The following is a 13,283-nucleotide window of genomic DNA, read 5'->3' on the forward strand; positions in this document are numbered from 1 at the left end:
TGATGAAGCTCATGCTCAGGAGATCCCGCAAAGACCGAGTCCTTATGAACTCATGCAGCACTGCGCTCACCCACAGCGCCGCTATCGTCAATGAGCCCTTCCATGAGGCCGCGGCCGATGACTTTGCCCTTGGCGGCTTCACCTGGCGCCATGCCCTGCCCGACATCCAGCGCCCGGTAGTCATCATCAACGCCGCCACCTCGGTACGCTGCCGACACTATTCACGCTTCGCCGATCACCTGTTCGCCAATGGCTTCGACGTGATCACCTACGACTACCGAGGCATCGGCGAATCGCGTCCGGCAACCCTGAAAGGCCTTGAGGCTTCATGGACCGACTGGGGCGCGCTGGATTTCGAGGCGATGCTCAAACGCGCGCAACGGGAGTTTCCCGGCCAGCCAATCGATGTGGTCGGCCATAGCTTCGGCGGTTGCGCGGCTGGGCTCGGCGAGTCCGGGCAGGTCATTCGTCGACTGGTGACGGTCGGCGCGCAGTTCGCTTACTGGCGCGACTATGCGCCGGCACAGCGCTGGCGCATGTTTGGTAAATGGCATTTGCTGATGCCGCTGCTGACGCGGCTCTGTGGCTATTTCCCGGGCAAACGCCTCGACTGGCTGGAGGACACGCCAACAGGCGTCGTACGCGACTGGAGCACGCCTGCCGCGCGCTACGAGCAGCGTCCGAGCGGCCGCCGACTGCTGAAAGCAAGCGGTCGCCTGCCCTTCGCCAATGTCCGCGCAAAGACCTTGGCGATCAGCATCAGCGACGACCCTTACGGCACGATCCCGGCCATCGAACGCCTGCTCGGCTACTTCAGTCATGCGCACAAAACCCACTTGCGCATCGAGCCGCAGGACATCGGCGAACAACAAGTCGGACATTTCGCCTTTTTTCGTAGCGCATACCAAGCCACACTATGGCCCATTGCTCTGACCTGGCTGCAAACCGGCGAGTTGGCCCCCGACGCACCCGGGCGGCCAGTGCCACGCAGCTGAGCCCTTTCAACGCACGACGGAACACACCATGGCCTCCGCCAACAAGCAGCAAAAACGCGCCGCCCGGGCCAAGACCAAGGCCAAGCAAAACCGCAGCAAACGCGCCGAGGCGCCGGTCGAACTGGACCCGAACGATGACCGTATCGACTTCGAGTCGGTGGACCTGACCGAGCTGTTCAAGAAAATGATCGACGCCGAGAAGATCAGCCAGCAAGCCATGTGCACCGCGTTCCTCGAAGACCCGCTGCTGGAACTGGTCTACGAGCAGGAAGGCGAAGAAGGCGCGATGGATTTCATCCTCGCCGCGCTGATCGAGTATCGCCAGTGGTCCCAGGAAACCGACGAAGCCGGCGCCCTGGCGTGGATCGAATCCCCGGCCTTCCAGGCCGACTATGTGGCGGCGTCCGACGCGATCGCCGCACAAACCCAACAGAAGAACTGAGTTCCCATGGCATCCCTGAACAAGCAACAGAAACGCGCCAAACGCGCCAAGGCCAAAGCCAAGCACATCCGCATGGTCGGCCGTAAGCCGCTGGACCAGGACGACAACCTCGGGCATCTGGACGAGCCGATCCCGGAATACACCCTGGCGATGTTCAGCAAAATGCGCGATGCCGAAGCCGTCAGCCGCAACGAAATGCTGCTGACCCTGCTGCGCGAACTGGCGTTCATCATCGTTGACCATCCAGAGCTGCTGGACATGGAAAACGCCGAGAACGAAGGCATGGCCGCCACTCACCTGGCCGCCGACATGCTGATCGACTACCGCATGTGGGCCGACGGCATGGACATCGAAACCGCCCAGGCCTGGCTGACCGAGCCACAGTTCATCACCGATTTCGGGATTGCGCTGGATACTTACGGCAAGTCGCTGGACACCCAGGAAGACAAGGGCGAATAAACCCCGCGCACAAACAAAAACGGCCGCTCGTCATCACTGACAGCGGCCGTTTTGCATTACGCGTTACGGATCAGTTCAACACCACCGCGCCACGGTTTTCCAGCTTGCGGCGGCGCGCGACCAGCAGGCCGGCGGCGACTACCATGAGGCTCAGCAGGCCGGTTGCGAGGATTTCCACGCGGTGGGCTTCCTGGAACAGCATGATGGTCAGGGCCGCGACGATGAAGATGATCACCGCGTAGGTCAGGCCCGGGAACAGCCACATGCTGAAGACGATGTTCTCGCCGCGGGCCATGCGTTGTTTACGCATGCGCAGTTGCGAGAACGCGATCACCAGGTACACCAGCAGCGCGATGGCGCCAGAGCTGGCCAGCAGGAATTCGAACACGGCAGCCGGGGCCACATAGTTGGCGAAGGTGCAGAGGAACGCCGCGCCGGTCGACAGCATGACAGCCCAGTAAGGCGTACCGCTTTTGTTGACCCGAGTCGACATCGCCGGTGCGTCACCGCGCTTGCCGAGGGAGAACAGCATGCGCGACGAGGTGTACAGCGCCGAGTTCAGGCAACTGGTGACCGCGACCAGCACTACGATGTCGACGATCATTTTCGCGTTCGGAATGCCCATGCGCTCAAGCACGGTCTGGTAGGAACCGAGGTTGGCCAGCGTAGGATCGTTCCATGGCACCAGGGCCACAACGATGAAGATCGATACGAGGTAGAACAGGCCGATCCGCCAGATCACCGAGTTGGTGGCCTTGGAAATCTGCTTGCCCGGGTTCTTCGATTCCGCAGCCGCGATGGTCACGATTTCGGTACCCATGAACGAGAACATGGTGGTCAGGATTGCACCCAGCACCGCGCCCATGCCGTTTGGCAGGAAGCCGCCGGAATCAAACAGGTGCGAAACACCGCTGACCTGGCTGTTCGGCAGGAAGCCGAAAACGGCCGCAAGACCCAGCGCGATGAAGCCGATGATCGCCAGGACTTTGATCAAGGCAAACCAGAATTCGAATTCACCGTAGTTTTTCACGCTGAACAGGTTGGTGACCGTCAGCAGCATGGTGATGATCAGTGCAAACGCCCAGATCTCGATCCCCGGGAACCAGGCATGGAGAATGGTCGCGGCGGCGTTGGCTTCCAGTGGAATCACCAACACCCAGAACCACCAGTACAACCAGCCGATGGTGAAACCGGCCCAGTGCCCGATGGCACGGTCGGCGTATGTCGAGAACGAGCCGGTGTCGGGCGAGGCGACAGCCATCTCACCGAGCATGCGCATCACCAGCACCACCAGGGTACCGGCGGCGGCGTAGGCCAGCAGCACGGCGGGGCCGGCGGCAGCGATCGCGTGGCCGGAGCCAACGAACAGACCTGCGCCGATAACACCGGCGATCGACAACATGGTCACATGACGCGGTTTGAGCCCCTGTTCGAGGCCATTGGAGCTTGGGGTACTGCTCATCGGAACTACCTTTGCGAGGAAAGCGATTGCGTCCGTCCTGTCTGGTTTTCCTTCTCGTAAAAAGAAACCAACAGGGCGTTCCAGATTCTGCACGCAATAAATGCGCCAAAATGTTTCAAACTCTTCTGGGCCGCGGTTTTCAGCGAGACCGGACAGTCATCGCAAGTCATTGGAATGAATGGCAATTCGCCAGAGCGTTACCCTGCGACTCACTTTTCAGACGATTCAGCGCACCAGAAACACACTGAAAAAGTGTGGGATGCACAATAAAAGGGCGATTCAGGAACGTTCGGCCGGATAGCGCTTCCAACACCCCGCCAAAGCTGGCAACATCGCGCCTTTTTTTACGCGACGCCCACGGGTTTGCACGATCAAACACCCGTTCGGTTGTTGATGGGGCGACAGTCTGCTGTGCCGATGCGACAACCTGCCACACGCCATCCGCTTACCGCCCGTAGCGCTGTTGGCTGCCATTGAAACGCTATGCTAGCTTGGCCGCCTCGCCAGGAAGGCCCGCCAACAGCAGGAGCGCAACATATATGAGGAACGCACATGGCTGAGGCCACGCCCGCGCTTGAAATCCGCAACTTGCACAAACGCTACGGACAGCTTGAGGTGCTCAAAGGCATCTCGCTGACCGCCCGCGACGGCGATGTGATCTCGATCCTCGGTTCCTCCGGTTCCGGCAAGTCCACGTTCCTGCGTTGCATCAACCTGTTGGAAAACCCGCACCAGGGTCAGATTCTGGTGGCCGGGGAAGAACTCAAGCTCAAGCCCGCCAAGAATGGCGAACTGGTTGCCGCTGATGGCAAACAGATCAATCGCCTGCGTTCCGAGATAGGTTTTGTATTTCAAAACTTTAATCTGTGGCCGCACATGAGTGTGCTCGACAACATCATCGAGGCCCCGCGCCGCGTGCTCGGCCAGAGCAAGGCCGAGGCGATCGAAGTCGCCGAAGCGCTGCTGGCCAAGGTCGGTATCGCCGACAAGCGTCACGCCTACCCGGCGCAACTGTCCGGCGGTCAGCAACAACGCGCGGCGATCGCCCGCACGCTGGCGATGCAGCCGAAGGTGATTCTGTTCGACGAGCCCACCTCCGCCCTTGACCCGGAAATGGTTCAGGAAGTACTTAGTGTCATCCGCGCACTGGCCGAAGAAGGCCGCACCATGTTGTTGGTGACCCACGAAATGGGCTTTGCCCGTCAGGTCTCCAGCGAAGTGGTGTTCCTCCACCAGGGGCTGGTGGAAGAGCAAGGATCGCCTCAGCAGGTGTTCGAAAACCCGCTTTCGGCGCGCTGCAAACAATTCATGTCCAGCAACCGCTAACGGAGCAACATGCATGCAGAATTTTAAAAAGGTCTTCCTGGCCGCCGCCGTCACCCTCGCGTTCAGCGCCGGTGCCATGGCCGAGACCCTGAAGATGGGCATCGAAGCGGCGTACCCGCCGTTCAACAACAAAGACGCCAGCGGCAACGTGGTCGGCTTCGACAAAGACATCGGCGACGCCCTGTGCGCCAAGATGAAAGTCGAGTGCAGCGTGGTCACCTCCGATTGGGACGGCATCATTCCTGCGCTGAACGCCAAGAAGTTCGACTTCCTGGTCTCCTCGCTGTCGATCACCGAAGAGCGCAAGGGCGCGGTGGATTTCACCGACCCGTACTACTCGAACAAACTGCAGTTCATCGCACCGAAAGATAAAGACTTCAAAACCGACAAGGATTCGCTCAAAGGCAAGATCATCGGCACCCAGCGCGCAACGCTCGCCGGTACCTGGTTGGAGGACACCTACGGTAGCGATATCGAAGTCAAACTCTACGACACTCAGGAAAACGCCTACCTGGACCTGACCTCCGGTCGTGTCGACGCCATCCTGGCCGACAAGTACGCCAACTACGACTGGCTGAAAAGCGACGCCGGCAAGAACTATGAGTTCAAGGGCGACGCGGTCGTGGAAAGCGACAAGATCGGCATCGCCGTGCGTAAGGGTGATCCGCTGCGTGAGAAGCTGAACGCCGCGCTGAAGGAAATCGTCGCTGACGGTACCTACAAGAAGATCAACGACAAGTACTTCCCGTTCAGCATCTATTGATCTGACCTGCGGGACCGGCACCGTGATCCGACGGCGCCGGCTCCCGGCCTTGCCTGCCGCGATTTGAAAAGAAATCCATGATTATCGACCTCTACGGATTCGGCCCGGCCCTCGCCGCCGGTGCGCTGATGACCGTCAAACTGGCGCTGACGGCCCTGTGCCTGGGACTGGTGCTCGGTCTGCTCGGCGCCTTGGCCAAGACTTCCCCGTACAAGCCGCTGCAATGGCTTGGCGGCACTTATTCGACCCTGGTGCGTGGCGTCCCGGAATTGCTCTGGGTGCTGTTGATCTACTTCGGTACGGTCAACCTGATGCGTAGCCTCGGTGAGTTTTTCGGCAATCCCGACCTGCAACTCAGCGCCTTCGCCGCCGGCGTGATTGCGCTGGGCCTGTGCTTCGGCGCCTACGCCACGGAAGTGTTCCGCGGCGCGATCCTCGCCATTCCCAAGGGCCACCGTGAGGCCGGCGTGGCGCTGGGCCTGTCGAAATGGCGGATCTTCACCAAGCTGATCATGCCACAGATGTGGCGCATCGCCCTGCCCGGCCTGGGCAACCTGTTCATGATCCTGATGAAAGACACCGCGCTGGTGTCGGTGATCGGCCTGGAAGAAATCATGCGTCACGCGCAGATCGGCGTGACCGTGTCGAAACAACCGTTCACCTTCTATCTGGTGGCGGCGGTCATGTACCTCGGCCTGACGGTGCTGGCGATGACCGGCATGCACTTCCTGGAAAAACGCGCCGCTCGCGGCTTTGCGAGGAGCGCCTCATGAACTGGGAAGTGATCATCAAATGGCTGCCGAAACTGGCGCAGGGCGCGACCCTGACCCTGGAGCTGGTGGCGATTGCCGTGATTGCCGGCCTGTTGCTGGCCATTCCGCTGGGCATCGCCCGCTCCTCGAAGCTGTGGTACGTGCGCGCTTTGCCCTACGCCTACATCTTCTTTTTCCGTGGCACGCCGCTGCTGGTGCAACTGTTCCTCGTCTATTACGGCCTGGCGCAGTTCGATGCGGTGCGCAACAGCGCGCTGTGGCCTTACCTGCGCGATCCGTTCTGGTGCACTACCGCGACCATGACCCTACACACAGCGGCGTACATCGCCGAGATCCTGCGCGGCGCGATCCAGGCGATTCCGCCGGGCGAAATCGAGGCGGCGCGGGCGTTGGGCATGTCCAAGCCCAAGGCGATGTTCTACATCATGCTGCCGCGAGCGGCGCGCATCGGCCTGCCGGCCTACAGCAATGAAGTGATCCTGATGCTCAAGGCCAGCGCGCTGGCGAGCACCGTGACCCTGCTGGAACTGACCGGCATGGCCCGCACGATCATCGCCCGGACCTACCTGCCGGTGGAAATCTTTTTCGCCGCCGGCGTGTTCTATCTGCTGATGTCCTACGTGCTGGTGCGCGGCTTCAAGCTGCTGGAGCGCTGGTTGCGCGTCGATGCCTGCCAAGGGCGTTGAAACTTCCCACGTGCTGACGGGCGAGGCCCTACTCGCCCGCTTCACCGCGCTGGATGCTTTTCTGATTGAGCATCAGGCGCTGTGGAAACCTCGTCCGTTCACTCATCTTTCGCTCCCATGGGAAACCGCCTACCCCGAATTGGCTTCGTGGCTACGCGGACGATCGCTGGAAGATGCAGAGCGTGCACATAATCATCCCGCCGATCTCGCCGATGCCCCGGAGCCGTTCGCCTCATTGGCGGCATTGTCGATTGAGCTGAGCGCGGTTGGTGAGCTACCGGAGCATGCGCTGGAAACCCCAGGCCACCGATTGAATGTCGATGTGCCGGGGCGCAAGTGGCAGCAGATCGAGGCGTTCGCCAGTCGCTTGTCTTTTGCCTCGCAGCCGACGCACTGGCTGGACTGGTGTTCCGGCAAAGGACATCTGGGCCGACGCCTGTTGGGTACGGGGCAACAACTGACTTGTATCGAATACGATCCGGCGTTGGTCGCCAGTGGTCAGGCATTAAGTCAGCGCCATCATTTGCACGCCCTGCATGTCGAGCAGGATGTACTGGCGGCAGACGCAGCGAGCGTTATAAGTGCTCAGCACACCCCGGTCGCCCTGCATGCCTGCGGCGATCTGCATGTGCGCTTGATGCAACTGGCAAGCGCTGACGGATGTCAGCAGATGGCCATCGCCCCGTGCTGTTACAACCGGATTGATCGCAGCGAGTATCAGGCATTGTCCTGCGCCGGCATGCGATCCGCCCTACAGCTCTCGCTCGAAGATCTGGCACTGCCAATGAGCGAAACCGTCACCGCCGGTGCACGGGTCCGACGTCAGCGCGACACCTCCATGGCCCGACGTTTGGCCTTTGATCTGCTGCAACGACAAGTGCGCGGAGTAGACGAATACCTGCCCACCCCGTCCCTGCCCAGCGCCTGGCTGGAAAAAACCTTCGCCGATTACTGCCGCGATCTGGCTGCATTGAAGGAGTTATCCACAATCGGCACGCCGAACTGGCAGGCACTGGAAGCTGCCGGTTGGCAGCGATTGGCCGAAGTTCGCAACCTGGAATTACTGCGCGGACTGTTCCGACGACCGCTGGAGCTTTGGCTGAATCTTGATCGAGCCATTTTCCTCGCCGAACAGGGATACGTCGTACGCCTCGGCACCTTCTGCGACGCACCGCTGACTCCGCGTAATTTCCTGCTGTTGGCCGAGCGCGCTTGAAATCTTTACAGCCTGTGGATAACTCTGTTGATGGTTTTCCCGTGGATCCAATATTCACGGCCGTTAGACCGCTTAAACAGCATTGGTCATTTTTTGTTCATATTGATAAAAAACCTGTAAAACAGGGATTTGCGCACAAAATGAGAACGTGTCCACAAAATCCCCCGCAATACTGCAGTTGCGTCGATCCGTTGTGCATAAGCTTCCAATCAAAACGACATAAACGGGTGAAATGGGTGCTTGAACGGTGCAGAAATCCTGCCCTCACGCTCATTCTGGCTTGATCGCGTAGCACCTCGGTTTTGCGGCTAAAAACTCGGCGACACCACTCACGCCAAGCCTGATCCAGCGCCTGCGTAAAAATAGTCTGAATTCAGGGGTTTACAGAACCAGCCCAATCGCTATAATCGTCGCCCACACGCCGGTATAGCTCAGTTGGTAGAGCAACTGACTTGTAATCAGTAGGTCCCGGGTTCGACTCCTGGTGCCGGCACCATATTCAAAGCCCCGCAATGCGGGGCTTTGTCGTTTCTGGACCAAAAGAATTCTTCACGTCGAATAGTGAAAACGTCCACAAAGTGTCCACACTTGTTTTTCTATTTCCACAAACAGCGGCTATTTTCGCGAGGCGCCAGCATTCGCAGCCGTTAACGAGTAACCTATTTCCATTGCCGTCTGTAGCAGATCGGCTGCTTCCTGAAACAAATCAGGATTGTTGGTTCCGACAGCCAATCCTCCCCCCGGTATAACGTCCAACCTGACGCTGTCAGCAAACTGATGGAAACGCACAAGCTGCCCCGCTTCCTCGACAGTAAGTACTCCGAATCTCGTAAGATTAGCTTGATACACCCTGTTGAATTGGTTATCGATAAGGACTTCGTAAAATTCAGGCGCAACGTCGGAAGTCCGCTGTGCGGAAGCCTGCCGGCTAGCTAACGTAGCCTGCCTCTCACGGAGAGCATCAATAAAACCTCGTCGCTCAACAATTTCAACAAGAGCCGACACCTCTGCAAACAATGCAGCTTTAACGCTGGCACTCTCTCGCTCCGATTGCCTCTTCCAAAGTAACAACGGCGCTTTAATCGCCACTACGCCCGATACAAGAGCAACCACAATCGCAGTCCAGTTGGCCTTAGCCAAAGACTCCACTACCGGCGACCAATCAATCTCTCCCATCACCCACCTCCCGGCTGCCCGCCTCACCCACCGAAAGCGGATTCAAATTCACCACCTCCGCCAAATGCCCCGGACTAAAATGCGCATACCGCATCGTCATAGCCAACGAAGCATGCCCAAGCACCCGCTGTAACGTCAGAATATCCCCGCCATTCATCATGTAATGACTAGCAAACGTATGCCGCAAAACATGCGTCATCTGCCCGGCCGGCAGCTCCAACCCGATCCCCTCAACCGCCTCGCCGAACTTCTTGTAACAGTCACCGAATGGGATCGCCGCCCTGATCTTCTTCTGCAACTCCTTGCAGATTGGAATCGACCGGTTCTTTGATGACTTGGTGCGAGCGTAATGAATACGCCCGTCACGAACTTGGCGGCTCACCGTGGCTGCAGGTATGTCGTAGCGTTTGTGGACTTCGAAGGACAGGACGTAGGGCATTAGAAAATCCTTTTCTGTTGCCTAGGGCAACGGGCCGTAGGACGGGTATTTTTTAACAAATATCCCATGGGTGATCTGTAGGACTGCTTCGCATCTTTTCAGCCACCAAGCTGACCCGAGAGGAAGGAAGAAACCCGAGAACCCTGCATTGGCGGGTTTTTTCTGTAGGCAAAAAAAACCGCCTCAGCCGAAGCAGAGGCGGTTTCCCTCATCGGATCTTACAGATCGTCAAAGTAGTCTCGGAGCAGTTCGTAAACGTGATGAACACGTACACAAACCACCACGAAGTCCCACGTACGTCTGAACTTAGACATACTTGGCCCTCCCTAGGTTGGGCCAAACCTCCAGTACGCTTACCGGAACATGCGTACCTTTGGGGCGCTTACAGCAAGCATTCCCTGTGAGGCGGCTGGGCTTGGGTCCTCCCGAATCGAGCGGTCCGGCACGGGTTCCTAATCCGTGTCGGGAGGGCGTACATTCTCGCGCTTACCCGGCCAGCTTTAAAAAAGGTGACGAACGCGGAATGAGCCTATGTTAACCGAAAATCCGGGAGGAAATAGGCCAGCGCGGCACATCCAAGGAACACAACCGACAGACCGCCGTGCTTTTACCAGCCAACCGCCTAAAATCAAGGCCTGTGGTTGGAAAACGTCTACCGAACTGCCACTAATCGTAATTTATTGCATGGTGGTGCCACTGACAGTAAGCTTCACGAACAGCAAGCGTTCCCTGTGAACGAGCAAGCCCGGCTCCTAACCGGTATTGCGATGAAAAACCGCCCTCCTAAGGCGGTTTTTTTTTGGGCGTAGTTTTTGTTCACTATGCAGGCTCCTACACCATTCACTACTTTCATCAATTTGCTGTGGTCTACCATGAATAGCCACTTGCCATTACTATTTAGACCCTAGAGAGGGCTGGCTCCCTCTAATTCCAACGCTGGTAGCTCAAGGATAGAAAATGCTTCTTCAAGCCGATTTCGTCAAAGATTGGACAGCAGAATTACGGAGAATTATGACGGATGACTGGGCGATGGATGTTAGCCAGGTGTCTGAAACTGAGCTTCCTATACTGTTTTTTCACGCGGGTAAACGTCGAATTGAGCCTCGCCCACGCGTCATCAAGCTATCGGCATCTTTTGTCTGTCCGTCCGAGCTTGAGTCCGGATGGAATGCACTCAAGGCTAAGATTGAGAGCGGGGCAAACCTTGCGCCTCACCTAAGCCTAGGAATTGAGCGAGTCATGGGCAAGGATCCCTTACTTCTCGATTGGGGTGTTTACCATCTACATCTGGGTGAGTCGGTGCATCCAACGAACGGAAGCTTCGTTGACCGCACAGGGCCAGTAGTATTCGGATATCCTACAAAAGATGTCTTTCATGCAATTGGCATCTACCAACACGGCCAGTGGAACGACAGCTCTGTCATTGAAACTTTGAATTCCAACTGGCCAGAGCTTACCGGTACAGCAAAGCTCAGCGGGGTTCTGGGTGTAGCGCAGAATTACACCGACGACGACCGGAAGAAGCTCCGTGCCGCAGGCGTCAATGTCATCACGGCATTATCTGATGGAACATTCCTGGCATCTTTGGGGGGAGGGTACTCTACCAATGGTGTATCTATATCTGGCGTGAGGTCATCGGACCAACAGCAAGATAAGATGCTCAGAATTCAAGAGCAGGTTCACAACGCAGCTCACGAGATTGAAGCAGCTCTCATAGCCGAAGGTTACGATGGAACTCATGAGGTTCGTGCTCGTTTGAACTTTGCACCTGGCAAATGCTGGGTCTCCTTTGAAGGATTCAAACTCAAGCTGGAAGTTGAGTGATCCTTTCAATGCCTTGGTGCTTTTGACTTTGGATTGATCGACGAGGGCTCATTAGCCCTCTCGACATCACCAATAACGCACAAAGGCGCAACCCGCTATCAGCGTGATGAGGAGGATTGAGGCGAATTTGATGTCCCGCATAACTGGCATGAACTACTTCTCGAATGGCGCCGCAGCTTAATGCTAGATCCGCGACCCGTACAGATTTCCGGTCTTTCAAACCATTTCAAAGACATCATTCAGATGCTGATGAGCGCGGCGGTTTGCTGAACCAATCTAACGGCGTATCGTAATCCCAATAGCGTTTGTATGTGCAAATATCCTTTTTTCCGTGATTACGCCGATATCTTTCCGAATGCAAAAAAACAACTTCTTGATGTGTTATTCGCATGCGACTAGTTAGCCACGACCGTTCGTCGGATTTTTTTTGAATATAGGAAAAATAATAAAGTTTAGTGTACATATAGGTTGGCAAGACGCGACGACCAGCCAAGCCCAAGCAGAACGCGCGTTAGACCGAATGTACCTTATAGACGGGTGTAGGTTTAGCCGTTAAAAAAGACGAGGCCCGCGCGCGGCGGGCCTCAGGTAGACGCTTTCAGGTTGATATCCTTTCGGAAAACCTGTGGTAGCATCCTATTGCACCACTTAAAGCTGTACATCTTTGGATCTAGACAATTTGAAGGTTATGGCTCTGTGACTGGCTCGTCAAGCTAGATAACTTGTCAAAGTATCGTTAGTTACGATATTAGTTTAGCTAAACAATTCCGCTAGCTAAGATTGCTGATAGTAGAGACCTGCGATAATAGCGAGGCGAGCTACCAGGAAAGTGGGAAACTCCGCTACCTTTTCTACTAGGTGACGGTTTCTACTAACCTTTCTAGGTTACCAACATGAAGCTACTACTAAATCGGTATCTTCCTGAAGAGATGATTCGAGCGCTGCAGGCCGTCTATTGGTCAGTTCGCCTGGTTATTCTCGTTCGGGATATCTAATAGAGCAACGGCAGGGGCTTCGGCCCCTGCTTTCATTAGAAACCTATCTGCCCGTTATCCCTGCCGACACCACCAAGATTGCGCGTAAGCGCAACCATCGATGTACTTGATGCCGCTCAACACAAACCCAGTCACTGCCATACCTGCAAGCGTTGCATCTAGCAGCGGAGGTAGTGGATCGGGATCGAGTGGCATTCCCACCTCCACCCTGGCAACGTTCGCTGCACGGCCCAGTTCCTGACAGACCGATGAATTGACCATGACATTCCCCCTGATCGGTGGATACTGACGCCGCGCTTTGGGGTCGAGTGCGATACCGCGGTATCTCATTGGGGTGACCAGTACGCGCATGCCGGCCTCCCTACTCGTCACTGTCTATATCGAGCACCGCTTCAACGGCGAAAGCCAATGCCCCGTCTGCCAGCTCTAGCAATTCACTCAGCTCGTCGCTGTCGATGACCTTGTCTCGATGCATCGCATAAGCCCAGGCCAGCAATGTCTTGTGATGTGCACCTGGCTGTGTGAGCAGTGCGGGCTGATCCATCAGCATGGCTCGCCATTGTGAAAGTCCGGCTGGCTGGGGACGTGAAGCGTCCACAATCTGATGACCCATGGATCGATACCCTCAACAATTATACTGTATGCATAGACAGTATAATCATGCATTGTCTGGCCCATCTATTCCTGCCGACGAAACGACTAAGGGTAATCGGACATCAGAGATCCG

Annotated in this window: 13 protein-coding genes, 1 tRNA gene and 1 pseudogene; 10 read left to right on the forward strand and 5 right to left on the reverse strand. The window is 56.9% G+C overall.

All coding sequences use genetic code 11. The features are described 5' to 3' along the window. Positions 1-44 precede the first annotated feature (44 nt). Genes QMX91_RS03915 through QMX91_RS03925 form a run of 3 tightly spaced genes read left to right on the forward strand, consistent with a single transcriptional unit; the run spans position 45 to position 1,896 of the window. Entirely contained in the window at positions 45-995 is a 951-nt protein-coding gene (locus QMX91_RS03915; protein WP_282412277.1) for an alpha/beta fold hydrolase, read from the forward strand. Between the two features lie 28 nt (positions 996-1,023). After that, positions 1,024-1,437, forward strand: coding sequence for a hypothetical protein (locus QMX91_RS03920; protein WP_123585613.1), 414 nt, complete (start codon positions 1,024-1,026; stop codon positions 1,435-1,437). A 6-nt stretch (positions 1,438-1,443) separates the two neighbouring features. After that, positions 1,444-1,896, forward strand: a complete 453-nt coding sequence (locus tag QMX91_RS03925) for a hypothetical protein (protein ID WP_027611244.1) — start codon at positions 1,444-1,446, stop codon at positions 1,894-1,896. Between the two features lie 70 nt (positions 1,897-1,966). Here the strand turns inward: QMX91_RS03925 and gabP are convergent, their stop codons facing one another. Continuing rightward, positions 1,967-3,358, reverse strand: a complete 1,392-nt coding sequence (gene gabP / locus QMX91_RS03930) for a GABA permease (RefSeq protein ID WP_096796704.1) — start codon at positions 3,356-3,358, stop codon at positions 1,967-1,969. Between the two features lie 552 nt (positions 3,359-3,910). On the opposite strand from gabP, the gene QMX91_RS03935 reads away from it, so the two are divergent. The 6 genes from QMX91_RS03935 (at position 3,911) to QMX91_RS03960 (ending at position 8,618) form a co-directional block, all read left to right on the forward strand. Then, entirely contained in the window at positions 3,911-4,684 is a 774-nt protein-coding gene (locus QMX91_RS03935; protein ID WP_007961695.1) for an ABC transporter ATP-binding protein, read from the forward strand. 13 nt (positions 4,685-4,697) lie between these two features. Continuing rightward, positions 4,698-5,447 (forward strand): ABC transporter substrate-binding protein, encoded by a 750-nt coding sequence (locus QMX91_RS03940; RefSeq protein ID WP_027611242.1) that lies wholly within the window; start codon positions 4,698-4,700, stop codon positions 5,445-5,447. A 77-nt stretch (positions 5,448-5,524) separates the two neighbouring features. Continuing rightward, complete coding sequence (locus tag QMX91_RS03945; protein ID WP_007961693.1) at positions 5,525-6,220, forward strand: ABC transporter permease; 696 nt, start codon at positions 5,525-5,527, stop codon at positions 6,218-6,220. Next, positions 6,217-6,906 carry an ABC transporter permease gene (locus QMX91_RS03950; protein ID WP_007961692.1) on the forward strand — a complete coding sequence of 230 codons (690 nt, stop codon included), beginning with the start codon at positions 6,217-6,219 and terminating at the stop codon, positions 6,904-6,906. The genes QMX91_RS03945 and QMX91_RS03950 overlap by 4 nt, the downstream gene beginning before the upstream one ends. Continuing rightward, positions 6,887-8,122, forward strand: a complete 1,236-nt coding sequence (locus tag QMX91_RS03955) for a methyltransferase (protein ID WP_282412278.1) — start codon at positions 6,887-6,889, stop codon at positions 8,120-8,122. Before QMX91_RS03950 ends, QMX91_RS03955 begins: the two co-directional genes overlap by 20 nt. Positions 8,123-8,542: 420 nt before the next feature. Then, positions 8,543-8,618, forward strand: a tRNA-Thr gene (locus QMX91_RS03960). A gap of 119 nt (positions 8,619-8,737) precedes the next feature. Here the strand turns inward: QMX91_RS03960 and QMX91_RS03965 are convergent. Beyond that, positions 8,738-9,298, reverse strand: a complete 561-nt coding sequence (locus QMX91_RS03965; protein ID WP_282412279.1) for a hypothetical protein — start codon at positions 9,296-9,298, stop codon at positions 8,738-8,740. After that, a pseudogene (locus QMX91_RS03970) lies at positions 9,285-9,674 on the reverse strand (tyrosine-type recombinase/integrase); the annotation flags it as partial. The pseudogene QMX91_RS03970 and the gene QMX91_RS03965, both read right to left, overlap by 14 nt. Positions 9,675-10,694: 1,020 nt before the next feature. Between QMX91_RS03970 and QMX91_RS03975 the strand changes: the two are divergent. Then, positions 10,695-11,561: a hypothetical protein gene (locus tag QMX91_RS03975; RefSeq protein WP_282412281.1), complete on the forward strand. Its 867-nt coding sequence runs from the start codon at positions 10,695-10,697 to the stop codon at positions 11,559-11,561. A gap of 1,049 nt (positions 11,562-12,610) precedes the next feature. Here the strand turns inward: QMX91_RS03975 and QMX91_RS03980 are convergent. Beyond that, on the reverse strand, positions 12,611-12,907 hold the full coding sequence (locus tag QMX91_RS03980; protein WP_282412282.1) for a hypothetical protein: 297 nt from the start codon (positions 12,905-12,907) through the stop codon (positions 12,611-12,613). A gap of 10 nt (positions 12,908-12,917) precedes the next feature. After that, on the reverse strand, positions 12,918-13,169 hold the full coding sequence (locus tag QMX91_RS03985; RefSeq protein ID WP_282412283.1) for a hypothetical protein: 252 nt from the start codon (positions 13,167-13,169) through the stop codon (positions 12,918-12,920). Between the last annotated feature and the right edge of the window lie 114 nt (positions 13,170-13,283).

Source organism: Pseudomonas sp. PS01299, from assembly GCF_029960145.1.
GTDB classification, from domain to species: domain Bacteria; phylum Pseudomonadota; class Gammaproteobacteria; order Pseudomonadales; family Pseudomonadaceae; genus Aquipseudomonas; species Aquipseudomonas putida_A.

What these genes read in the sequence shown, in the direction of transcription:
- QMX91_RS03965 (WP_282412279.1), bottom strand. Translation starts at nt 9,298, where the DNA reads ATGGGAGAGATTGATTGGTCGCCGGTAGTGGAGTCTTTGGCTAAGGCC.
- gabP (WP_096796704.1), bottom strand. Translation starts at nt 3,358, where the DNA reads ATGAGCAGTACCCCAAGCTCCAATGGCCTCGAACAGGGGCTCAAACCG.
- QMX91_RS03915 (WP_282412277.1), top strand. Translation starts at nt 45, where the DNA reads ATGAACTCATGCAGCACTGCGCTCACCCACAGCGCCGCTATCGTCAAT.
- QMX91_RS03920 (WP_123585613.1), top strand. Translation starts at nt 1,024, where the DNA reads ATGGCCTCCGCCAACAAGCAGCAAAAACGCGCCGCCCGGGCCAAGACC.
- QMX91_RS03940 (WP_027611242.1), top strand. Translation starts at nt 4,698, where the DNA reads ATGCAGAATTTTAAAAAGGTCTTCCTGGCCGCCGCCGTCACCCTCGCG.
- QMX91_RS03945 (WP_007961693.1), top strand. Translation starts at nt 5,525, where the DNA reads ATGATTATCGACCTCTACGGATTCGGCCCGGCCCTCGCCGCCGGTGCG.
- QMX91_RS03985 (WP_282412283.1), bottom strand. Translation starts at nt 13,169, where the DNA reads ATGGGTCATCAGATTGTGGACGCTTCACGTCCCCAGCCAGCCGGACTT.
- QMX91_RS03980 (WP_282412282.1), bottom strand. Translation starts at nt 12,907, where the DNA reads ATGCGCGTACTGGTCACCCCAATGAGATACCGCGGTATCGCACTCGAC.
- QMX91_RS03955 (WP_282412278.1), top strand. Translation starts at nt 6,887, where the DNA reads ATGCCTGCCAAGGGCGTTGAAACTTCCCACGTGCTGACGGGCGAGGCC.
- QMX91_RS03935 (WP_007961695.1), top strand. Translation starts at nt 3,911, where the DNA reads ATGGCTGAGGCCACGCCCGCGCTTGAAATCCGCAACTTGCACAAACGC.
- QMX91_RS03975 (WP_282412281.1), top strand. Translation starts at nt 10,695, where the DNA reads ATGCTTCTTCAAGCCGATTTCGTCAAAGATTGGACAGCAGAATTACGG.
- QMX91_RS03950 (WP_007961692.1), top strand. Translation starts at nt 6,217, where the DNA reads ATGAACTGGGAAGTGATCATCAAATGGCTGCCGAAACTGGCGCAGGGC.
- QMX91_RS03925 (WP_027611244.1), top strand. Translation starts at nt 1,444, where the DNA reads ATGGCATCCCTGAACAAGCAACAGAAACGCGCCAAACGCGCCAAGGCC.